Source organism: Chromobacterium sp. Beijing, assembly GCF_021496765.1.
Taxonomy (GTDB): domain Bacteria; phylum Pseudomonadota; class Gammaproteobacteria; order Burkholderiales; family Chromobacteriaceae; genus Chromobacterium.
In genome coordinates this window covers 5,376,817-5,396,718 of record NZ_CP053750.1, presented here as the reverse complement: position 1 = coordinate 5,396,718, position 19,902 = coordinate 5,376,817, and the positions used below count along the sequence as shown (strand labels likewise).

21 protein-coding genes and 5 pseudogenes are annotated in these 19,902 nt (G+C 63.9%); 8 read left to right on the top strand and 18 right to left on the bottom strand.

What is annotated here, in order from left to right:
• Positions 1 to 67 precede the first annotated feature (67 nt).
• The 14 genes and pseudogenes from HQN78_RS25370 to HQN78_RS25310 form a co-directional block, all read right to left on the bottom strand.
• On the bottom strand, positions 68 to 496 hold the full coding sequence (locus HQN78_RS25370) for a hypothetical protein (protein ID WP_235087180.1): 429 nt from the start codon (positions 494 to 496) through the stop codon (positions 68 to 70).
• Between the two features lie 413 nt (positions 497 to 909).
• Positions 910 to 1,155 carry a CorA family divalent cation transporter gene (locus HQN78_RS25365; protein WP_235087178.1) on the bottom strand — a complete coding sequence of 82 codons (246 nt, stop codon included), beginning with the start codon at positions 1,153 to 1,155 and terminating at the stop codon, positions 910 to 912.
• Between the two features lie 144 nt (positions 1,156 to 1,299).
• The gene (locus tag HQN78_RS25360) at positions 1,300 to 1,539 is read right to left on the bottom strand and encodes a CorA family divalent cation transporter (RefSeq protein WP_235087175.1); all 240 of its coding nucleotides are present in this window, start codon (positions 1,537 to 1,539) and stop codon (positions 1,300 to 1,302) included.
• Positions 1,540 to 1,767: 228 nt separating this feature from the next.
• Entirely contained in the window at positions 1,768 to 1,914 is a 147-nt protein-coding gene (locus HQN78_RS25355) for a hypothetical protein (RefSeq protein ID WP_235087171.1), read from the bottom strand.
• A gap of 159 nt (positions 1,915 to 2,073) precedes the next feature.
• The gene (locus tag HQN78_RS25350) at positions 2,074 to 2,424 is read right to left on the bottom strand and encodes a hypothetical protein (protein ID WP_235087169.1); all 351 of its coding nucleotides are present in this window, start codon (positions 2,422 to 2,424) and stop codon (positions 2,074 to 2,076) included.
• Positions 2,376 to 2,966 carry a hypothetical protein gene (locus tag HQN78_RS25635; RefSeq protein WP_255701201.1) on the bottom strand — a complete coding sequence of 197 codons (591 nt, stop codon included), beginning with the start codon at positions 2,964 to 2,966 and terminating at the stop codon, positions 2,376 to 2,378. Before HQN78_RS25635 ends, HQN78_RS25350 begins: the two co-directional genes overlap by 49 nt.
• Before the next feature lie 100 nt (positions 2,967 to 3,066).
• A pseudogene (locus tag HQN78_RS25630) lies at positions 3,067 to 3,366 on the bottom strand (exopolyphosphatase); the annotation flags it as partial.
• Positions 3,367 to 3,613: 247 nt separating this feature from the next.
• Positions 3,614 to 4,366 (bottom strand): annotated as a pseudogene (phoU, locus tag HQN78_RS25340) (phosphate signaling complex protein PhoU).
• Positions 4,367 to 4,479: 113 nt separating this feature from the next.
• Positions 4,480 to 5,136, bottom strand: a pseudogene (gene rpiA, locus HQN78_RS25335) (ribose-5-phosphate isomerase RpiA).
• 72 nt (positions 5,137 to 5,208) lie between these two features.
• Positions 5,209 to 5,712 (bottom strand): 2-C-methyl-D-erythritol 2,4-cyclodiphosphate synthase, encoded by a 504-nt coding sequence (gene ispF / locus HQN78_RS25330; protein WP_235087166.1) that lies wholly within the window; start codon positions 5,710 to 5,712, stop codon positions 5,209 to 5,211.
• 1 nt (position 5,713) lies between these two features.
• Positions 5,714 to 6,395: pseudogene (gene ispD, locus HQN78_RS25325) on the bottom strand (2-C-methyl-D-erythritol 4-phosphate cytidylyltransferase).
• Positions 6,392 to 7,111 (bottom strand): DNA polymerase III subunit epsilon, encoded by a 720-nt coding sequence (gene dnaQ / locus HQN78_RS25320; RefSeq protein WP_227104610.1) that lies wholly within the window; start codon positions 7,109 to 7,111, stop codon positions 6,392 to 6,394. The pseudogene ispD and the gene dnaQ overlap by 4 nt, the downstream one beginning before the upstream one ends.
• Before the next feature lie 70 nt (positions 7,112 to 7,181).
• Positions 7,182 to 7,555: pseudogene (gene rnhA / locus HQN78_RS25315) on the bottom strand (ribonuclease HI).
• Between the two features lie 77 nt (positions 7,556 to 7,632).
• Positions 7,633 to 8,394 carry a methyltransferase domain-containing protein gene (locus HQN78_RS25310; RefSeq protein WP_235087163.1) on the bottom strand — a complete coding sequence of 254 codons (762 nt, stop codon included), beginning with the start codon at positions 8,392 to 8,394 and terminating at the stop codon, positions 7,633 to 7,635.
• Positions 8,395 to 8,490: 96 nt separating this feature from the next.
• On the opposite strand from HQN78_RS25310, the gene gloB reads away from it, so the two are divergent.
• The 3 genes from gloB (at position 8,491) to HQN78_RS25295 (ending at position 11,308) form a co-directional block, all read left to right on the top strand.
• Complete coding sequence (gene gloB / locus HQN78_RS25305) at positions 8,491 to 9,171, top strand: hydroxyacylglutathione hydrolase (RefSeq protein ID WP_235087162.1); 681 nt, start codon at positions 8,491 to 8,493, stop codon at positions 9,169 to 9,171.
• A 326-nt stretch (positions 9,172 to 9,497) separates the two neighbouring features.
• Positions 9,498 to 10,136, top strand: a complete 639-nt coding sequence (locus HQN78_RS25300; RefSeq protein ID WP_235087159.1) for a lytic transglycosylase domain-containing protein — start codon at positions 9,498 to 9,500, stop codon at positions 10,134 to 10,136.
• Positions 10,137 to 10,153: 17 nt separating this feature from the next.
• On the top strand, positions 10,154 to 11,308 hold the full coding sequence (locus HQN78_RS25295; RefSeq protein WP_235087157.1) for a LysM peptidoglycan-binding domain-containing protein: 1,155 nt from the start codon (positions 10,154 to 10,156) through the stop codon (positions 11,306 to 11,308).
• A gap of 57 nt (positions 11,309 to 11,365) precedes the next feature.
• Here HQN78_RS25295 and HQN78_RS25290 read toward each other — a convergent pair whose 3' ends face one another.
• From HQN78_RS25290 to dtd, 3 genes are read right to left on the bottom strand one after another with little or no spacing between them, the layout of a single operon-like run.
• Complete coding sequence (locus HQN78_RS25290) at positions 11,366 to 12,175, bottom strand: hypothetical protein (RefSeq protein ID WP_235087154.1); 810 nt, start codon at positions 12,173 to 12,175, stop codon at positions 11,366 to 11,368.
• On the bottom strand, positions 12,130 to 12,444 hold the full coding sequence (locus tag HQN78_RS25285; protein WP_235087152.1) for an FUSC family protein: 315 nt from the start codon (positions 12,442 to 12,444) through the stop codon (positions 12,130 to 12,132). Before HQN78_RS25285 ends, HQN78_RS25290 begins: the two co-directional genes overlap by 46 nt.
• A gap of 3 nt (positions 12,445 to 12,447) precedes the next feature.
• On the bottom strand, positions 12,448 to 12,900 hold the full coding sequence (gene dtd, locus HQN78_RS25280) for a D-aminoacyl-tRNA deacylase (RefSeq protein ID WP_107798428.1): 453 nt from the start codon (positions 12,898 to 12,900) through the stop codon (positions 12,448 to 12,450).
• Positions 12,901 to 13,035: 135 nt separating this feature from the next.
• On the opposite strand from dtd, the gene yaaA reads away from it, so the two are divergent.
• Positions 13,036 to 13,809, top strand: a complete 774-nt coding sequence (yaaA, locus tag HQN78_RS25275) for a peroxide stress protein YaaA (RefSeq protein WP_107798427.1) — start codon at positions 13,036 to 13,038, stop codon at positions 13,807 to 13,809.
• Between the two features lie 254 nt (positions 13,810 to 14,063).
• On the opposite strand, the gene HQN78_RS25270 is transcribed toward yaaA, so the two are convergent.
• On the bottom strand, positions 14,064 to 15,059 hold the full coding sequence (locus tag HQN78_RS25270) for a 2-hydroxyacid dehydrogenase (protein WP_235087149.1): 996 nt from the start codon (positions 15,057 to 15,059) through the stop codon (positions 14,064 to 14,066).
• Positions 15,060 to 15,280: 221 nt separating this feature from the next.
• On the opposite strand from HQN78_RS25270, the gene HQN78_RS25265 reads away from it, so the two are divergent.
• From HQN78_RS25265 to HQN78_RS25250, 4 genes are read left to right on the top strand one after another with little or no spacing between them, the layout of a single operon-like run.
• Positions 15,281 to 16,615, top strand: a complete 1,335-nt coding sequence (locus HQN78_RS25265) for an MFS transporter (RefSeq protein ID WP_235087147.1) — start codon at positions 15,281 to 15,283, stop codon at positions 16,613 to 16,615.
• Between the two features lie 11 nt (positions 16,616 to 16,626).
• Entirely contained in the window at positions 16,627 to 17,868 is a 1,242-nt protein-coding gene (locus HQN78_RS25260; RefSeq protein WP_235087144.1) for a Zn-dependent hydrolase, read from the top strand.
• Positions 17,865 to 18,887, top strand: coding sequence for a histone deacetylase family protein (locus tag HQN78_RS25255; protein WP_235087142.1), 1,023 nt, complete (start codon positions 17,865 to 17,867; stop codon positions 18,885 to 18,887). The genes HQN78_RS25260 and HQN78_RS25255 overlap by 4 nt, the downstream gene beginning before the upstream one ends.
• 16 nt (positions 18,888 to 18,903) lie before the next feature.
• A complete protein-coding gene (locus HQN78_RS25250) occupies positions 18,904 to 19,899 on the top strand; it encodes a LysR family transcriptional regulator (protein ID WP_235087139.1) in 996 nt (331 codons plus the stop codon).
• The last annotated feature ends 3 nt before the right edge of the window (positions 19,900 to 19,902 follow it).

The following is a 19,902-nucleotide window of genomic DNA, read 5'->3' as shown; positions in this document are numbered from 1 at the left end:
GCGAAGCTGACGCGACGGATATCATCGGGCTGACCCGGCTGGTCCTCCTGCAAGAGAACGCCGCTGGTCAGGTTGTAAGCGGAGGGTTGGCCACGCGGCGCTGTCGAACACCGCGATGCCGACGCCCCGGGCAAAGCCCGGAGACGAGGTGCCGTTGTTGACGCGCAGGATGTTGTTGCCGCTCATCACTTCCGGCGACGCCGGCCAGCTTCATCGTCACTTTGCTGGCGGTTTTGCAAATGATGTTGAAGTTCACCTGCCGGCTGCCGGCGCCGGTGAACTTGGGATTGGCCAGCGTGCCGATGTCCTCCACCGACACCGTGCCCATGTCCACCTTGATGCTGTTGGCGTCGCCATTGGGCGAGCTGAGCCGGCAAGAATCGGAATCACTCGGCCGGTAAAGTCGATCTGGCCAGAAAGGGTATCGGCAAAGACCGGACTGACGGCAAAGGCGGCCAGCGCGCCACAACGAATTTCCCTTGTTGCTGTTTAACATTTCATGCAAAACCTCCCTCAGATTGAAAAGCCGGCAGACCAAAGCCTGCGACATTCGAATGGCGAAAACACGCCAATGCCAAGATTGTCAAACATCTGAAGAGGATTTTAGGTTTTCAAATACTTATGAAATATAGGATTTATCCTATTTTATTGTCATATGGTTATATGAAACGAAACCATAGGTAATCATCTTAAAATCGGCATAATATTAATATGCGAAATTAATGGATTTTTATTGGGAAACTCCATACAAAAATAAATCCCCTCAGGGGAAGGAGAAAAGCCCAAGGCAAGCTGGCCGAAAGAGGACTCGCCGCGCTTTTCAAGCGCGCAACGCGCGGGCGGAAAAAAAAACGGCAGCGCCGTACAGGCGTCTGCCGTTTCTCAGGGAACACGCTGGGCTGGTCCGGCCTAGGCGGGACCGCACCTCAGAGCCAGCGCCGCTTCCAGAACAACCACCCCAGCCCGCCGGCGATGCCAGCATCGCCACAACCAGTGATAGCCGTAATGCCATTTCAGCTCCGGCATGTATTCGAAGTTCATGCCGTAGATGCCGGCGATCAGCGTCAGCGGCATGAAGATCATGGTCAAGACGGTGAGCACCCGCATTTGCAGGTTGAGCCGATGGGACTGGGTGGACAGGTAGAGGTCCAGCATGTCGCCACCATCTCGCGCGACATCTCCAGCGATTCGATCACATGCATGGTGTGATCGTAAGCGTCGCGCAGATAGACCAAGGTCTCCGGCTTGAAAAAGCCATGCTCGCCGCGTTCAGCGAAATCAGCATTTCCCGCATCGGCATCAGCGGCGGCGCAGCTTCAGGCAATCCCGCTTCAGCCGCTGGATCTGCAGCAAAACGCCCTGATCGCGTCCGCGCAGCAGCATGGTGTCCATGCGCTCCACTTTTTCGTTGAACTCGGTGAGCACGCCGAAGTAGTCGTCTATCATCGCGTCCAGCAAGGAATAGCCCAGGTAGTCGGCGTCCTTGTGGCGCAGCAGGCCGCGTCCGCGGCGCAGCCGTTCCCGCACCTCCTCGAACACGCCGGTGGGCCCTCCTGAAAGCTCAGCACGAAACGGCGGCCGATGACCAGATAGATCTGATCGGACAACAAGCGCCCGGCGCCGTTTTCACTGTGCTGGTGGTAGTCGAACACCCGGCTGGCGACGAACAAATAATCGCCGTAGTCCTCCACCTTGGGCCGCTGGCGCGCGTTCATGATGTTTCCAGCACCAGGGAATGCAGGCCGAAGCGCTGGCCGATGGCGCGCATCACTCGGGCTGGTGCAGGCCGTAGACGTTGAGCCACAAGACGCCGCCGCCGGGCTGGTGGGCCAGGCCCTCGGCCACGGTCTGGAACACGGTTTCCTGCAATTGCTCCGGGCCGTATTCGAATAGCGAGATCGAGGCTTCCGGCAATTTCGCCTCGCCCACCGACAGCAGGGTGCCGGGCGCCTCGCCAGCGTGGGAATGCGTTTTTTCAGCGTGGCGTGGCGCATGGGCAGATCACACTTGCACGATGTCGACACGAAGCCGACGTTCTTCCACTGGCCGATCTCCTGCTTGAAGCGCTCGCCGTCAGCGGCTGCCCTTCAGCCAGACCTTGTCAGCGTCAGCGCGAAGCCGGTGGCGTGCTGGCGCAGGTCCAGCATTTCCGGCAGCGCGATGCTGTTGCGGCTGCGGTGGAACAAGACCGCCAGCCGCAGCGACACCACCGCCTGCCACAGCTGGAGTCTTCCATGTATTGCGCATTTGCCATGTCGCCGCGTGGCCCAGCACGATGGCGGCCAGCGTGGCCTGTTCGCGCTTGGAGAAGCCGGGCATGTCGGCGTGCTGCAGGATGTAGGAAGAGTGCTTGTGATAGGCGGTGTGCGAGATGGTCAGCCCGATCTCGTGCAGCTTGGCCGCCCACAGCAGGCGCTTGAGCATGGCCTGGTCCACGTCCTCGCCGGCCACCATCCGGTACAGGCGCTCGGCCAGCGCGTGACGCGCTCGGCCTGGGCGGTGTCCACATGGTAGCGGCGCTTGAACTGGGTGACGGTGGTATCGCGCATGTCCTTTTCACGCTGACGGCCCAATAGATCGTATAGCACGCCATCGCGCAAAGCGCCTTCGGCCACCGTCATCTGTCGATGGCCAGTTCCTGGAACACCGCGATCATGATGGCGAGGCCGCCGGCCAGCACCGGCGCGCGGTCGCCTTGAGGCCGTTGACGTCGATGCGGCGATGCCGCCCTGGCGGATCAGCAGCGCCTTGAGCTTTTCCATGCCGGACAAGGTGATGTCGGCCGTGCTCCAGTCGTTGATTTCCAGCACGTCGCGCAGGGAACGCGCGGTGCCGGAGGTGCCCACCGCCAGCTGCCATTCTTCGCGCTGGTATTGGTGGGCGATGCGCTGAATCTCGTTGCGCGCGGCCAGGATGGCGTCCCGGAAATTGGCCTGGGTCAGCTTGCCGTCGCCGAAATAACGCAATGTGTAGCTGACGCAGCCAGGGGCAGGCTTTCGGTGACCAGGCTTTGTAATGGCTGCCGATGATGAACTCGGTGGAGCCGCCGCCAATGTCCACCACCATGCGCCGCTCCTTGGTGTCCGGCAGCGAATGGGCGGCGCCCAGATAGATCAGCCGCGCCTCTTCGCGGCCGGCGATCACCTCGATGGGAAAGCCCAGCAAGGGCTCGGCCTTGGCGATGAAGTCCGCCGCGTTCTTGGCCACGCGCAGGGTATTGGTGCCCACCGCGCGCACTTGCGCCGGGGTGAAGCCGCGCAGGCGCTCGCCAAAGCGGGCGAGACAGGCCAGGGCCTTGTCCTGGGTTTCCTGGTCCAGTTGTTTGTCGGCGGTCAGGCCCGCGCCCAGGCGCACGGTCTCCTTCATCACGTCCAGCGCGTACAGCTGGTCGTCCACCACCCGCGACACTTGCAGGCGGAAGCTGTTGGAGCCCATATCGATGGTGGCGAGCACGTTGTTTGGGGGCGTGGTCAGTGTCAAAGACACCCCTTCTCTCTTTATCAAGGCCCGCGCCCGCGCGGCGGCCCGGCGGAAACGGGGGATTCATCATCAGGTTGGATCGCCGGGGGACTGGCACGGACGCCGGACGCAACAATGGCGGTAACACCGAATGTTACCGCCATTTTAGGCAAACCGTCATGTCAAGTCGCCGTGGCCGGCGCGGCCGGCTCAGCCCAGGGTTTCGCGCTCTTGGTTTCCAGCGTAGTGTGCGGATGTCCTTGCCCTTGACCAGATAGACCACGTATTCGGAAATATTGGTGGCGTGATCGCCGATGCGCTCTATCGCCTTGGAGATGAACAAGGTGTCGATGGACATGCTGATGGTGCGCGGGTCTTCCATCATGAAGGTGATCAGCTGACGCAGTTCGGCGCGAAGTCTTCGTCCAGCTCCTGGTCGGCTTCGGCCAGTTCCAGCGCGGCGCTGGTGTCCAGGCGGGCGAAGGCGTCCAGCGCGCGGCGCAGCATGCCCAGCGCCGCGTCCGCCATTTCTCGATCTCGCGGAAGCGCGGCACCTGATAGCGTTCGGACTGGTAGATGGTCTTGCCCATGCGCGCGATCTTCTTGGCTTCGTCGCCGATGCGCTCCAGATCGGTGATCACCTTGATCACGGTGAACACGATGCGCAAGTCGCTGGCCGCCGGCTGGCGGCGGGCGATGATGTGCAGGCAGTCGTCGTCGATGGTGACTTCCATCGCATTGACCAGCGCATCCTCGCGATCACCTTGTCCAGCTTGTCAATATCGCCGGCCAGCAGGGCTTCCACCGCGGACAAAATCTGCTGCTCCACCAGTCCGCCCATCTGCAGGACGCGGGTGCGGATGGTTTCCAGCTCCATATCGAACTGTTTGGAAATATGCTCTGCCATGTCTGCCCCAAACCAAAACCAGTCAAAAAACGCTATGTTAATGCGGGCAGATGACGCCGATGTGACAATTCATCTGCCCGCCTGCGGGCGGCCTGCTCGAAGGCGGACGGCCCTTAACGGATTTCTTCCACGCCGTTCTGCCGCCCAACACCAGCACGTCGGCGCGACGGCGCGCGAACAGGCCGCAGGTGACCACGCCGGCCAGATGGTTGATGATCTCCTCCAGTTCCACCGGCTTCTGAATCTTCAAGCCGTGCACGTCCAGGATCACGTTGCCGTTGTCGGTGCTCACGCCCTGGCGCAGTTCCGGGTGGCCGCCCAGCTTGACCAGTTCGCGCGCCACATAGCTGCGCGCCATCGGAATGACCTCGATGGGCAGCGGGAAGCCGCCCAGCATGGCGACGTATTTGCTTTCGTCGGCGATGCAGATGAATTGATCGGCCACGCTGGCGACGATTTTCTCGCGGGTCAGCGCGGCGCCGCCGCCCTTGATCATGTGCAGTGGTGGTTGATTTCATCGGCGCCGTCGATGTACACCGGCAGCGCGTCCACTTCGTTCAGGTCGAACACCGGATGTGGTGAGCCTTGAGGCGGGCGGTGGAGGCGTCCGAGCTGGACACCGCGCCGCGGATGCGGCCCTTGATGGCGGCCAGCTCTTCAATGAACAGATTGACGGTGCTGCCGGTGCCGACGCCGACGATGCTGTCGTCCGGCACGAATTCGATGGCCTTCTTGGCCACGGCAAGCTTCAGTTGGTCCTGAGTCAACATGGTAATGCCTCCTGTGTTGGATGGTATTGCGCCGGCGGATTATGGCACGGGCGGGCCGCCGGACACCTGTCATCAATCTCGAACGGCGAATCTCGGCGCGGTTTTACACGGCATCAGCAGGCAGGCGGCTTGCGCCTCTATCGCCTCGCAGCGGCCCAGATAGCCGAGCTTTTCATTGGTCTTGCCCTTGACGTTGACCGCGCCGATCTCCAGGCCCAGTCTTCGGCGATGGCCGCGCGCATCGCGTCGATGTACGGAGCCAGCTTGGGCTGCTGCGCGATCAGCGTGCTGTCCACGTTCACCGGACGCCAGCCGCGGCGCGCACGCGCTTGGCCGCTTCGCGCAGCAGCGCGCGGCTGTCCGCGCCTTTGAATTCGGATCGGTGTCCGGAAAATGGCGGCCGATGTCGCCCAGCGCCGCCGCGCCCAGCAAGGCGTCGGTAATCGCGTGCAGCAAGGCGTCGGCGTCGGAGTGGCCCAACAGGCCCTTATCGTGCGGAATGCGCACGCCGCCCAGGATCAACGGCCGGCCGGCCACCATCTGATGCACGTCGTAGCCCTGTCCAACTCGAAACATATCAATCCTTTCTTGCCGCCAGCACCGCGCGCGCCAAGGCCAGATCGCGCGGATAAGTCACTTTGAAATTCTGGGCGTCGCCCTCCACCAGCCGCGGCTTGCCGCCGCAGCGCTCAATGGCGGAGGCTTCATCGGTCACATCCGCCAGATCGCCGCCTTGCAGCGCTTCCCGCAATTTGCCGCGGCGGAACATCTGCGGAGTTTGCGCCAGCCACAGGCCGGCGCGGGAAACGGTGACCGCCACGCGCTGTTCGGCGTCGGCGCGCTTGACGGTGTCCGGCACCGGCAGGGCCAGCAGGCCGCCCACCGGATCGTCGCCCACCTCGGCCAGCAGCCGCTCCACCGCGTCCGCGGTCAGACAGCAGCGCGCGGCGTCGTGCACCAGCACCCAGTCGTCGTCGGCGCAGTCCAGCGCCTCCAGGCCGTTGCGCACGCTCTCGGCGCGGCTGACGCCGCCCGCGCGCAGCACTTGCAGCTTGGGATGTCCCAGTCGAAATCGTCGAACCACTCGTCGCAAGGAGAGATCACCACCGCCACCGTCTCCACGGCGGGCACCGCGGCCAGCGCCTGCAGGGTGTGCCACATCAGCGGCCTGCCGTTCAATTGCAGGTATTGCTTGGGCTGGGCGCGCCGAAGCGGCTGCCGTGGCCGGCCGCCGGCACCAAGGCCAGATAGCGGCTCACGCGCCCTCTCCGGCCGGCGTCTCCAGGCTGCGCCACAGGCAGCTGCCCTTCACCGACTTGTCCAGATCGTTCAAATAACTTTGATGATCGGCCAGCTCCCGCTCGTTGGCGCGCTTGACGATCAGCGGCTTGCGCTCAAAATCCATCGCGCCGTGCTGGCCGCCGGGCAGATCGACGTCGATGTCCATCACCAGGCTTTCCTGGCCGCGGGTCATCCACAGATAGACTTCGGACAGCAGCTCGCAGTCCACCAGCGCGCCGTGCAAGGTGCGGTTGGAGCGGTCGATCTCGAAGCGGTCGCACAAGGCGTCCAGGCTGTTGCGCTTGCCGGGGAACTGGTCGCGCGCCTCGCGCAGGGTGTCAATCACATTGGCGCACAGGTTCTTGATCGACGGCAGGCCCACTCTTTCGAATTCGGCGTTGAGGAAGCCGACGTCAAACGGCGCATTGTGGATGATCAGTTCCGCGTCGCGCAGGAAGTCGGCCATTTCCTCGGCCACCTCGCGGAACTTGGGCTTGCCTTCCAGGAACTCCAGCGAGATGCCGTGCACGCGCTGGGCGTCCGGATCGATGTCTCGCTCCGGGTGGATGTAAAGATGCAGATGCTTGCCGGTCAGCTTGCGGTTGATCATTTCCAGGCCGGCGAATTCGATGATGCGATGGCCTTGGGCGTGTTCGAGACCGGTGGTTTCGGTATCGAGAATGATTTGTCTCATGCGCTATCCTGGCGGCGGCCGCCGGCGGCGGCGTCGCTCTGACTTCAGAAGAAGGGCGGACGCGGCCGGCTCAGGCCAGCTCTACGCCGCGGTTGGCCAGCTGATCGGCCCTTTCGTTGAACTCATGGCCGGCGTGGCCTTTGACCCAGCGCCACTCCACATGCAGATGGCGGTTGCGCTCGGCGTCCAGTTGCTGCCACAGATCGGCGTTCTTCACCGGCTCCTTGGCCGCGGTCTTCCAACCGCGCGCCTTCCAGCCGTGGATCCATTCGGAAATGCCTTTTGCACGTATTGGGAGTCGGTGTACACCACCACCTGACACGGCCGGTTCAAGGTGGCCAGGCCCTTGATCACCGCCAGCAACTCCATGCGGTTATTGTGGTGTTGGCCTCGCCGCCGCACACTTCCTTTTCCTTGCCCTTGAAGCGCAGCAAAGCGCCCCAGCCGCCCGGTCCCGGATTGCCCTTGCAGGCGCCGTCGGTATACATCTCTACCTTGTCTTCAGTCGTCATGCTGTCTCGTCATTGCCGGGGCTCGCGCCCCGCTTGCTGTGTTGTTTCATGGTTCCCGGTGGCTGTGATGGCGCTCGTTGCCGGCGGCCACCGCCAGGCCGGCCTTGGCCTTGCCCTGCTTCCAATTGGCAGGATCAAGCGCATCCCGCGCTGGCGCTTGATCGCCTCGATGCCGTACACGCCGGCGGCCAGCGGCCACCAGCGGTCCCCAGCCCGCTCCATGAAGCGGAAACGCTGCACCCAGTCGCAGCGGGAGAACGGCGGCGCGTAGCCCATGAAGCCTCCGCTCGCGGGCTCCAGCTCCAGCAGGGTCAGCCAGTCCTTGATGCGCACCAGCGACAGGAAGTTGCCGCTCCACGGCGCGTTCTCGCGCCCTTGGACCAGTCGGCGCACGCCCCACAGCGACACCGGATTGAAGCCGGTGAGGATCAGGCGGCCCTCCGGCATCAGCACGCGCTCGGCTTCGCGCAGTACCTGATGCGGCACGGTGGTAAAATCCAGCACATGCGGCATCACCAGCAGGTCCAGGCTGCGGCTTTCGAACGGCAGTTGCTCCGGAGCGCACAGAATCTGCGCCGGTCCGGAATCCGAAACGCGGCACTGCCAGGGAATGCGGTTGGCGCGCAGGAAATCGACTTCCGGCAAACCCAGCTGCACCGCATGAAAGCCGAACACGTCGGCGACGGCGCGGTCGAAATAAGCCTGCTCGCGCTCCAGCAGATAACAGCCCAATTCGCTGGAGCTCAGCCAGTCGCTAAACGAATTCTTCATCGAGAGAAGCCTTATGCCAGCCAAATACACCGTCAGCCCGGTAGGGCCTTCAGTGACAATTATATCTGGGTTTTGCATCACAGCGGCCGCGCTGTCGTGGTCGACCCGGGCGAAGCCGCGCCGGTGGCCGCCTTCCTGGAACGGGAAGGACTGCAACTGGAAGCCATCCTGATCACCCATCACCACGCCGACCACATCGGCGGCGTGGCCGAGCTGTCCGCGCGCTGGCCGGACGCCGCCGTCTACGGCCCGGCCGACATCGCCTCGGTCTCCCGCCCGGTGATGGACGGTGCCCGCGTCGAGCTCTCCTTCGGCGCGGCCGCGGTGCTGGAAGTTCCGGGCCACACGCTGAACCACCTGGCCTATGTAATCGACGACGCGCTGTTTTGCGGCGACACCCTGTTCGGCGCCGGCTGTGGCCGGCTGTTCGAAGGCACGCCGCGGCAAATGCACGATTCGCTGGCCAAGCTGGCCGCGCTGCCGGACGCCACCAAGGTCTATCCGGCCCATGAATACACCTTGGCCAATCTGCGCTTCGCGCTGACGGTGGAGCCGGGCAACCCGGTGCTGGCCATCCGCATGAGCCGAGACCTGAAGCTGCGCGAGCAGAACCTGCCCACCCTGCCCTCCACCATCAGCCTGGAACGCGCCAGCAATCCCTTTCTGCGCGCGCATGAACCGGCGGTGCGCCAGTCCGCCGCGCACTGGAGCGGCCAGCCGCTTAATGATGTTGTCGAGGTCTTTTCCGCGCTGCGCGAGTGGAAAAATCGCTTCTGAGGGATTTGTTCACAATCTTGCAAGCCAAGGCGAAACACGGCGAAAACGGCAGGGAAAACGACGGGAAAAACGGAAAGCGCGTCGCGGTCCATTCGTATTTCAAAACGGTTTTCAAGGCCGTATCGCCTACGCGCGGCCTACCGCGAACGGCCCCTCAAACCATGACAAGGAACTGAATCCTGAGCGCCACTGTTAAAAATAACTGGCGCAGGACAGTCTGCATGGCCTATATGTCAGCAAAGCACATGAAGTTATTTGGTTTTTTGGTTGACACCCCTATGTTGGCTGTTTAGCATCAGCCGAAATCAGAATTCCGGGCCCGCCAAATGAATCGCTTCACCCCGTTGGCACTTTCGCTGTCATTTGCTTTTTTATTTGCCTCCGCCGCGCACGCGGACGGGGCGTTTCGCCAATCCGTCGGCGTGGACGAGGGCCTGGCCTCCGGCCTGGACATGATGCTGCTGAACTCCAGCCTGCTTCGCAACGGCGACAATGTCTGGGAGCGCGCGCGCGAAGGCTTCCAACTGCCGGAAGTGAACGCCGACATCGTGCGCCGCCAGGAACGCTTTTATGCCAGCAAGCCGGAATACTTCCGCCGCACGCTGGACCGCAGTAGAAAATATCTGTTTCACATCATGAACGAGGTGGAGCGCCGCGGCATGCCCACCGAACTGGCGCTGCTGCCGCTGGTGGAAAGCGCCTTCGTTCCCACCGCGAAATCCCATGTCGGCGCCTCCGGCCTGTGGCAATTCATGCCGGCCACCGGCCGCCACTACGGTCTGGAACAGACTTGGTGGTACGACGGCCGCCGCGACGTGATGGAAGCCACCCGCGCCGCGCTGGACTACCTGGAAAACCTGTACGGACAGTTTGGCGACTGGAATATCGCCTTGGCCGCCTATAACTGGGCGAGGGCAACGTCTCCCGCGCCATCGCCCGGCTGCAGGCCAGCGGTCAGGAAGTGACGTACGAAAACATCCGCATGCCCAACGAAACGCGCAACTACGCGCCCAAGTTGCTGGCGGTGCGCAACATCCTCAACGATCCGGCCAAGTTCGGCGTGCGCCTGGACAAATTTCCCAACAAGCCTTATTTCGTCGCGGTTTCCACCGGCAAGCACATGAATATCGACATCGCCGCCAAGCTGGCCGGCGTGTCCATCGGTGAATTCAAAGAACTGAACCCGGCCTTCAACCTGCCGGTATACGCGCACAAAAACGGCCGCCAGATGCTGATCCCGGCGGCCAAGGCCGATAAGTTCCAAGCCAATCTGGCCAAGTGGGACAAGCCGCTGCTCACTTGGGAAGTCTACACTCCGCCCGCGGACGCCAACGTCAGCCTGATCGCCAGCGAGCACGGCATGAGCGCCGGCCAATTGATGAGCGCCAACAATCTGAGCAGCAGCTCGCTCAAGGCCGGCCAGCCGGTGCTGGTGGCGATAAGCAAGGATCAGCGCGATATCCGTCCGCTGGACGCCACCGACACCGCCTTGCCGGAAAGCGGCGACAGCGCCACCCTGTTGGCGCAGGCGGAAACGCCGCGCGCCGCGCCGGCGGTGATGGTCGCCTCGGCCCAAGCCGTCCCGCAAGCCATCCCCGTCGCTCAGGTTCAGACGCCGCCGGTCGCCGTCCAGCCCGCTCCCGCCCTGGCGGCAGCGCCGGAAGCCCCGCCGGCCCCGGCCAAAACCGTCCTCGTGGCGGCCGCACCCGCGACAACGGCCACGGCCGACGCCGACGGCAATTACACCGTGGCCGCGGGAGACACCCTGTACAGCGTCGCCCGTCGCTTCAACCTTAGTCTGGACGATTTGAAAACGGCCAATCAGTTGGACTCCAACACCGTTCTGGTCGGCCAGGTGCTCAACGTCAACAAAACCCTGGACAAGAGCGTGACCCTGCTGGCGGACAGCCGCGCCAGCCAGGCTCAGCAAGACGCCTTGCTGAAAGTCAGCGGCCTGCAGATCAACCAGCGCGCCACCGGCAGCGTGCCGGCGGAATACGTGGTGCAGCGCGGCGACACCCTGTTCAGCATCGCCCGCCGCTTCGGCGTCAATCACAACGACATCCAGCGCTGGAACGATTCCCGCCAGTTGACCCGGCTGCAGCCGGGCCAGAAAGTGCGCATCCAGGGCCTGTAAGGACTTGGGCCGCAAAAAAAAGCCAGGGCTCGCCCTGGCTTTTTTTCATGTCCGCCGCTAGCGGCTGCGCCCCTGGCTGGCGCTGCTCAGCCAGTGCCACACCATCAGCAGCACCCCGCGGCTGGGCGGCGGCACCTGCATCAGGCTGGGCAGCAGCAGCGCCAAATCCTCGCGCAAATGCTCGGCGACCAGATTGAACTCCGCGGTCAGCCAGTGGCAATACGAGGGCTTGTCCAGCGCCAGCGGACTGACCGCCTCGCTCAGCACCTCCGCCAACATCGCCGGCTGATTGAAGCGCATGCCGTGAGCGGCGCGCATCAGCGTACGCACGATGGCGCGGCGCTGCTCGGCGCCGTCGCTCAGGGCCGGCGTGTTCTGGGCCACCTCGCCCATCCGGTCCAGCAAGCTGCACAGCGCGCGCTGACGCCGCTGGATGGCGTCGAAACCCGCCGCGGGCAGGCCGGACTCCTGCACCGCCGCCGCCACCAAGGCACGCATGCGGATCAAGCGGCTGTTGAAACGCTCCAGCGCCAGGCCAGCGTCCACCTCGCGCCGCCGCGCGATCTTGCTGTACAGGGTGGCCGCTTCGCGCAAATTATCCGCCAGCAAAAAACGCCAGCTGTCTATCGCCCGCAAAGGAAACAGGCCCGCGGCCACCAAGCCCAGTAGGGAACCGGCCAGCACATTGAAGCCGCGCCACAGCGCGGCCTCCACCGGCTCGTTGCCCAGGCCGGCGACAATCACCATGGTCAGCCCCACCAGCAGCGCCAGATACTCGCCCTTGCCCAGCGCGAACCAGGCGCTGAGCATCACCAGCGCCGTCATCCACAGATAGCAGGACAGCGGCGAATGGCGGTACAAGGCCATGGCCACCAGGCCGGCCGCCGCCCCAGCAAAGAGCCGCCCATGCGCTGCAAGGCCTTGCGCCTTACCCCGCCCCAGTGCGGCACGCTGCCCAGCACGATCAGAATGGTCACCAGCATCCAGCTGCCATGCGGTATCTCGAACAACAGGTTCAAGGCCAAACCCACCAAAAACGCCGCGGCCACCCGCAGTACATGCGCCTGCCGGGCGTACAGGTTCAGATAATACGGCGTCAGCAGAATGCGCCAGGAGCGCCAGCGGCTGCCTTCCATCTCTCACTCCATCGTCTTGCTGTCCAGCCAGATCGTCACCGGACCATCGTTGACCAGCGCCACCTGCATGTCCGCGCCAAACACCCCGGTGGGCACCGGCTTGCCCAAGGTCTGCGCCATCGAGGCGACAAATTGATCGAACAGGGGGCTGGAGCGCTCCGGCCGCGCCGCGCGCGAATACGACGGCCGATTGCCCTTCTTGGTGCTGGCGAACAAGGTGAACTGGCTGACCGCCAACACCTCGCCGCCGCAATCCAGCACCGAGCGGTTCATCACGCCGGCCTCGTCGTTGAAGATCCGCAGTTGGCTGAGCTTGCGCGTCAGCCAGGCGATATCCTCCGCCCCGTCTTCCTCCTCAATGCCCACCAGCAACAGCAGGCCGGGACCGATCTCCCCGGTCACGCGCCCTTCCACCGTCACCGACGCCTGCCTCGCCCTTTGCACCAATACCCGCATGTCCTCTCCTTGCCAGACCATCATAGATTCAAATCCCGGCCTGCATTCTAGAGCCAAGCGCGCCGCCGGTCACGACGACGGGCCAAGCCCGGCGCAGTCCAGTACAATGACGGTTGCTCAATAAGGATTCGCCTCATGCTGATGGTCATCTCCCCAGCCAAGACGCTGGACTTCGACACCCCCGCCGCCACCGATCACTACACCCAGCCGGACTTTCTACATCACAGCGCCGAACTGATTCAGGTGCTGCGCGCCAAGAGCCCGCTGGAAATCGGCAAGCTGATGAGCATCAGCGACGCGCTGGCCCAATTGAACGTGGGCCGCTACCACGACTGGCAAGCGCCGTTCAGCCCGGCCAACGCCAAACAGGCGGTGCTGGCCTTCAAGGGCGACGTCTACGAAGGCCTGAACGCCGCCAGCCTGGAGCCGGGGCAGATGAGCTATCTGCAAAACCATTTGCGCATCCTGTCCGGCCTCTACGGCGCGCTGCGGCCGCTGGACCTGATGCAGCCCTACCGGCTGGAGATGGGCACCCGCCTGAGCAACCCGCGCGGCAAAAACCTGTACGAGTTCTGGGGCGACACCGTCACCCACGCGCTGAACGCGGTGCTGGAGCAAAGAAAAGACCCGGTGCTGGTGAACTTGGCCTCGGAGGAATACTTCAAGGCGGTGAAGCCGGCCAAGCTCAACGGCAGCCTGATCACCCCGGTGTTCCAGGACCGCAAGAACGGCCAGTACAAAATCATCAGCTTCTACGCCAAGCGCGCGCGCGGCATGATGGCGCGCTGGGCCGCGCTGCATCAGGTCAGCCAGCCGGAGCAGCTCAAGCACTTCGACAGCGCCGGCTACGCCTTCGATGCGGCGGCCTCCAGCGAACTCAACTGGGTGTTCCGCCGCGACCTGCCCTAAGAACCTCTAAAGTCTGCTGCGCTTCAGCGATACGGCGTTGAAAACCACTTCGAAATGCTCATGTACCCCCGTACATTCCGCTTTCTCAGCCTCAACGCCTTGTCTCGCTCTGGCTCGCGAAATCGTAAACAGACGCTAAGACCCGCTAACAGCATCGCTGATCCTGCGTTGCGCCTTCTTGTCGTAGGACTTGTACTGCCTGCGTCGGCACGCCTTGGCTCAGCTTCTCTGCGCAGTTTTCTTAGCAGCCCCAACTAGGCGGATACGGCGTTGACCAGCGCCTCTCCGCGCTCGAAAGCGCCGGCATTGCCCAAGGTGGTGTCGGCGATATTCATCAGCGCCTCGCGCGTCAGAAAGCCTTGGTGCGAAGTCACCAGCACATTGGGGAAAGTCAGCAGCCGCGCCAGCTGATCGTCCTGCAGCCCGCTTTCCGACAGGTTCTCGAAAAACACGCCCTCTTCCATCTCGTACACGTCCAGGCCCACACCGGACAAGCGCCCGGCCTTCAAGGCCTCCAGCAAGGCGGCGGTATCGATCAGTCCGCCGCGGCTGGTATTGATCAAGACCGCGCCCGGCTTCATCCGCGCCAGCGTCTCGCGATTGACCACATGCCGGCTCTCCGCCGTCAGCGGCAGATGCAGGCTGATCACGTCCGCCTGCCGCCAGACCTCCTCCAAGGACACGAACTCGCAGCCCAGGCTCGCCGCCAGCTCGGCGTTGGGATACAGATCGTAAGCCAGCACCCGCATGCCAAAGCCGCGTGCGATGGACATCGTGGCCTGGCCGATACGGCCGGCGCCCAACACGCCCATGGTCTTGCCGTGCAAATCGAAACCCACCAGTCCGTCCAAGGAAAAATCCATCTCCCGCACCCGGGTATAGGATTTGTGGATGCGGCGCACCACTGCCAGCAGCAAGGCGAAGGCGTGCTCGGCCACCGCGTGCGGCGAATAGGCCGGCACCCGGGTCACCGCGATGCCGTGCCGGCGGCAGGCCACCAGATCCACGCCGTTGTAGCCGGCGCAGCGCAAAGTCACCAGCTTCACCCCCGCCGCCGCCAGTTTGGCCACCACCGCCGCGTCCAGCCTGTCGTTGACGAAGGGGCAGACCGCGTCCACGTCCTGAACCAGGCCCACGGTGTCCAGATTCAGACGCGGTTCGAAAAACTGCAATTGATGATGGTGGCTTTGATTGGCGGCCTCCAGCGCGTGGCGGTCGTAATTCTTGGCGTCGAAAACGGCAATGCGCATGCTGCGGCTCCTGAATGCGGATGGATGAAAGCACTATAAGGCAGCGCGGCATCCAGCAACAGCCTCCCTCTCGACACCGCCGACGACGAGGACGCCGGAAAAATATGAACCACAGTAATAGCCTGGATGCATATTGATGATTTGACGACACCTGCTCTGTGCGCAATAAATTCACCTTGCCGGCAATACGATCAACCCTCTCCCAAGGGCGGACCACCGACATGGAAAATATTATTTCAGGTAATAGCAAATCCGGGCAGCTTGCCCCAGGCGCCCGTCAACCGGCGCGCGCCGGACTGGCCGCCTTTGTCGGCACCATGATCGAATGGTACGACTTCTACATCTACGGCACCGCCGCCGCCCTGGTGTTCGGCCAGTTGTTCTTCCCTCCCGGCGATCCCTTTCTCAGCCGCATGGCCGCGCTTGGCACCTTCGCCGTCGGCTTTTTCGCCCGTCCCCTCGGCGGCATCGTCTTCGGCCACCTGGGAGACAGGCTGGGCCGCAAAAAGTCCCTGGTCATCACCCTGATGCTGATGGGGATCGCCACCGTCTGCATCGGCCTATTGCCTACCTACCAGCAGATCGGCCTTTGGGCGCCCGTCGCGCTGGTGGCGTTGCGGGTGCTGCAAGGCGTCGCCGTAGGCGGAGAATGGGGCGGCGCGGTGCTGATCGCCGGCGAACACGCCGGCCGCCAACGCCGCACCTTGTTCGCCTCCTTTGCCCAACTCGGCAGCCCGGCCGGCTTGATCCTGTCCTTGCTGGCCTTCAAGTGGGTCACCGCCATGGAGCCGCAGGCCATGCTGGACTACGGCTGGCGGCTGCCCTTCCTCGCTAGCGCCGGCCTGCTGCTGATCGGCCTGCTGATTCGCTTGGGCGTGAACGAATCCCCCGAGTTTGAAACCAGCCGCCAACAGCGGGCCGCCAGCGCCGCGCCGCTGTTGGAGGTGGTTCGTAAGGCCTGGCCCTTGCTGCTGTTGTGCATAGGCGCCAACACCATAGGCATTGCCGGCGTCTATTTCACCAACACCTTCATGATCGTGTTCACCACCGAATACCTGGGCCTGGCCAAATCCGCGATTCTGGCCTGTCTGTTCTACGTCGCCTTCATTCAATTCGCCATCCAGCCGCTGGCCGCCTGGCTGGGCCAAAGATTCGGCGCCGCCCGCTTCCTGAAAATCGCCGCGGCGCTGGCCATCCTGTCCCCCTATCCGATGTTCGTGCTGGTCAAGCAAGGCGCGGCCAGCGGCAATGCCTGGTTGATGGTGATGGGCATCGCCATCTGCGTGATTTGCATGGCCAGCTTTTACTCGGTGATCGCCGGCTTCGTCAGCGGTATCTTCGAAACCCGGGTGCGCTATACCGCCATCTCCCTGTCCTACCAAGTCTGCGGCGCCATCGCCGGCGGTCTGACGCCTTTGATAGGCACCATGCTGGCCCAGCGCTACCACGGCGAATGGTGGCCGCTGGCGATATTCTATTCACTGATGTCCGCCGTCTCCCTGCTGTCCGTCGTGGCGCTGGACCGCCTGCGCCACCTCCATGCAGACCAAGCCTGAGGGGCCCCTCCATGCTGAACATAGACTCCGCCCGCCTATGGCAAAGCCTGCTTGCCATGTCTCAAATCGGCGCCACCGGCCGCGGCGGCGTCTGCCGCCTGGCACTCAGCGCCGAGGATGTCGCCGCCCGGCGGCAGTTCTCCACTTGGTGCCAGCAAGCCGGCCTGAGCCTGGAGAGCGACGCCGTCGGCAATCTCTTCGCCCGCCGCCGGGGACGCTGCGCCGAACTGGCGCCGGTGATGATGGGCAGCCATCTGGACAGCCAGCCGGAAGGCGGCAATTTTGACGGCGTCTACGGCGTGCTGGCCGCCTTGGAAGTGATTCGCGCGCTGAACGACCATGATGTCGAAACGCGACGTCCGCTCGAGATCGCCTGCTGGACCAATGAAGAAGGCGCGCGCTTCGCGCCCGCCATGCTCGGCTCCTCTGTGTTTGCCGGCGAATTGCCGCTGGAACAGGCGCTGCGCGCCGCCGACAGCCAGGGCGTCACGCTGGCCGCCGCCTTGCAGGCCAGCGGCTGTCAGGGCCCGCGCGCAACGCCCGGCCCCATGCCGGACGCCTATTTCGAAGCGCACATCGAACAAGGCCCGGTTCTTGAGTCGCGGCGGCTGCCGATCGGCGTGGTCAGCGGCGGACAAGGCATCTTGTGGCTGGAGGCGGAGCTTGAAGGCGCCGGCGCCCACGCCGGAACCACCCCTCGGACATACCGCAGGGACGCGCTGCAGGCGGCGGCCGCCATCCTGACGCAATGGGAGAACGACGCGCCCAGCCGCTACCCGCAAGCCTTGTGGACTTGCGGCCAGCTGACGATAGGCAAACCTTCGCGCAACACCGTGCCGGGCAAGGTTCAATTCAGCCTGGACTTGCGCCACCCGGACGCCGCCGGCCTGCAGCTCATGGCCAACGACATCTGCGAGCGGATCCGCGGCGTCGCGCAGGCGCGCGGCATCGCCGCCCGCATCGAAACGCTATGGCATGCCCCGCCCACCCCGTTCGACGCCGGCTGCCAGCGCTTGCTGGCCGAGGCCGCCGCCCGGCTGGGCTATCCCCACCAAGACATCGTCAGCGGCGCCGGCCACGACGCCATCGTGCTGGCTCGCCACTGTCCCAGCGCCATGGTCTTCATCCCCTGCCGCGACGGCATCAGTCATAACGAAGCCGAATCCATCGAACCCGAGCATGCGGCCATGGGCGCCAATGTGCTGCTCCACGCCGTGCTGGCTCGCGCCAACGCACAGGACAACGCCTCATGAAAACTTTTTTCCATCCGCTGCAACGCCGGCATCAACCGCAAAGCTATCTGTCTCGCGGCCAAATGCGCCAAGCGCAGGAAGTGCCGCAGCGCATCGACGCCCTATTGTCCGCGGTGCGTCAATGGCAATTCCCGCTCCACGAGCCCGCCGACCACGGCATGGCCCCTCTCGAAGCGGTGCATCAGCGCGACTACCTTGAATTCCTCCAGCACGGGCACGAGGCCTGGCTTGCCGCCGGCCAGGGCGAATGGGGCGATGAACTGATATCCAATATCTTTGTGCGTTCGCCCAACGCCGGCCGCGGCATCCTGGCCCAAGCCGCCAAACACCAGCTGGACGGCAGCTGCCCGATTGGCGCCGACACCTGGCTGGCCGCATATTGGTCGGCCCAGAGCGCGGTTTCGGCCGCGGCGGCCGTCCAGGCGGGAGAACGCTTCGCCTACGCCTTGTGTCGCCCGCCCGGCCATCATGCCCGTCCCGACGGCGCCGGCGGTTTCTGTTATCTGAACAATGCCGCCATCGCCGCGGAAAGCCTGCGCCCCGCCTGCCCTCGCATCGCCATCCTGGACACCGACATGCACCACGGCCAAGGCACTCAGGACATCTTCTATGCGCGCGACGACACGCTATTCGTCTCCATCCACGGCGATCCCACCAATTTCTACCCGGTGGTGGCCGGCTTCGCCGACGAATGCGGCGCAGGCGCCGGCCAGGGTCACAATCTGAACCTGCCCCTGCCCCATGGCAGCGATGAAGAGGCCTTCTTCCGACAACTGGAACCGGCCTGTGCCGCAATCCACCGCTTCCAGGCCGACGTCCTTGTGCTGTCGCTGGGCTTCGACATCTACCAGGAGGACCCACAATCCAAAATCGCCTTCAGCAGCCCCGGCTTCGCCCGCCTGGGTCGGCGGATCGCTCAATTGCGCCTTCCCACCGTCATCGTGCAGGAAGGCGGCTATCACCTGGACAGCCTGGGCCGCAACGCCGGACAGTTCTTCTCCGGCCTGCTGCGGCCCTGAGCGCGAGAGGCCTCGCATGGAAAAGCGCGCCAACACTGTGGAAGCCGTCTTCGGCCGGCTTAACGACACCCTGGACTGGAACCTGCTGCGCACCTATCTGGTCATCGTCGAAGAGCGCGGCATCAGCCGCGCCGCCGCCCGCCTGCACCTGACTCAGCCGGCGATCAGCCGCTCCTTGCAAAGACTGGAAGAACATCTGAACATGCGCCTGATCAGCCAGCGCTCGCCGCAGCACTTCGCCTTGACCAAGGCCGGGGAGGAGGTTTATCGCATCGCCGGCGAAGTGCGCGGAGCGGTCTCCCGGCTGCAACTTGGCTTGCAGCAAACGCCCCATCACCACGATGTCGCCGGCCTGGTGGTCCTGCTGACCATCAGCCGCATCGAATCAGCCGTCTACGACAAATGTCTGGCCGAATTCCATCGCTGCCATCCACGCGTGGACTTGCGCATTGACGTGATGCGCAGCGCCGACATCATCAACTCGCTGCAGCAGAAAACAGCCGGCCTGGGCCTGAGCCTGTCCCGCTTCGCCGTGGACAAACTGGAGCAAGTCTGTATTTTCCCGCAGCGCTTTGCGCTGTATTGCGGCCGGCATCACAGGCTATTTGGCGAAATGGACTTGCAACTGACCGATCTGCTGACGGAAAACTTCGTCAGCTTTTCCAGCGATCAACTGGGCGACTGCCTGTCTCCGCTGACCATTTTCCGCGAACAAGCCGGCTTCACCGGCCGCATCGTCGCCAGTTCTCCCAGCCTGGACGAGATTCGCCGCATGATCTTCGCCGGCTACGGCATCGGCGCGCTGCCGGAACATAGCGTCGCCAACGACATTGTGCAGCAGCGCTTATGGCGGCTGCCGCCGGAACAAGGCGTCGCCGATATCGACATCTACCTGATGTGGCATCGCGAGCGCAGCCTCAGCGTCGCGGAAACCGCCTTCCTGAAATTTTTCCGGACATTCATGCTGGCCTACCCGCCCTGTGAACGACTGGGCGCCGTCAGCGGCATTTGAAAG

Excerpts from the sequence above, each read along its gene's own strand:
- HQN78_RS25370 (WP_235087180.1), bottom strand. The coding sequence starts at position 496 with ATGTTAAACAGCAACAAGGGAAATTCGTTGTGGCGCGCTGGCCGCCTT.
- HQN78_RS25365 (WP_235087178.1), bottom strand. The coding sequence starts at position 1,155 with ATGCTGGACCTCTACCTGTCCACCCAGTCCCATCGGCTCAACCTGCAA.
- HQN78_RS25350 (WP_235087169.1), bottom strand. The coding sequence starts at position 2,424 with ATGCTCAAGCGCCTGCTGTGGGCGGCCAAGCTGCACGAGATCGGGCTG.
- ispF (WP_235087166.1), bottom strand. The coding sequence starts at position 5,712 with ATGTTTCGAGTTGGACAGGGCTACGACGTGCATCAGATGGTGGCCGGC.
- dnaQ (WP_227104610.1), bottom strand. The coding sequence starts at position 7,111 with ATGAGACAAATCATTCTCGATACCGAAACCACCGGTCTCGAACACGCC.
- HQN78_RS25310 (WP_235087163.1), bottom strand. The coding sequence starts at position 8,394 with ATGAAGAATTCGTTTAGCGACTGGCTGAGCTCCAGCGAATTGGGCTGT.
- HQN78_RS25300 (WP_235087159.1), top strand. The coding sequence starts at position 9,498 with ATGAATCGCTTCACCCCGTTGGCACTTTCGCTGTCATTTGCTTTTTTA.
- HQN78_RS25295 (WP_235087157.1), top strand. The coding sequence starts at position 10,154 with ATGCCCAACGAAACGCGCAACTACGCGCCCAAGTTGCTGGCGGTGCGC.
- HQN78_RS25290 (WP_235087154.1), bottom strand. The coding sequence starts at position 12,175 with ATGGCCTTGTACCGCCATTCGCCGCTGTCCTGCTATCTGTGGATGACG.
- HQN78_RS25285 (WP_235087152.1), bottom strand. The coding sequence starts at position 12,444 with ATGGAAGGCAGCCGCTGGCGCTCCTGGCGCATTCTGCTGACGCCGTAT.
- dtd (WP_107798428.1), bottom strand. The coding sequence starts at position 12,900 with ATGCGGGTATTGGTGCAAAGGGCGAGGCAGGCGTCGGTGACGGTGGAA.
- yaaA (WP_107798427.1), top strand. The coding sequence starts at position 13,036 with ATGCTGATGGTCATCTCCCCAGCCAAGACGCTGGACTTCGACACCCCC.
- HQN78_RS25270 (WP_235087149.1), bottom strand. The coding sequence starts at position 15,059 with ATGCGCATTGCCGTTTTCGACGCCAAGAATTACGACCGCCACGCGCTG.
- HQN78_RS25265 (WP_235087147.1), top strand. The coding sequence starts at position 15,281 with ATGGAAAATATTATTTCAGGTAATAGCAAATCCGGGCAGCTTGCCCCA.
- HQN78_RS25260 (WP_235087144.1), top strand. The coding sequence starts at position 16,627 with ATGCTGAACATAGACTCCGCCCGCCTATGGCAAAGCCTGCTTGCCATG.
- HQN78_RS25255 (WP_235087142.1), top strand. The coding sequence starts at position 17,865 with ATGAAAACTTTTTTCCATCCGCTGCAACGCCGGCATCAACCGCAAAGC.
- HQN78_RS25250 (WP_235087139.1), top strand. The coding sequence starts at position 18,904 with ATGGAAAAGCGCGCCAACACTGTGGAAGCCGTCTTCGGCCGGCTTAAC.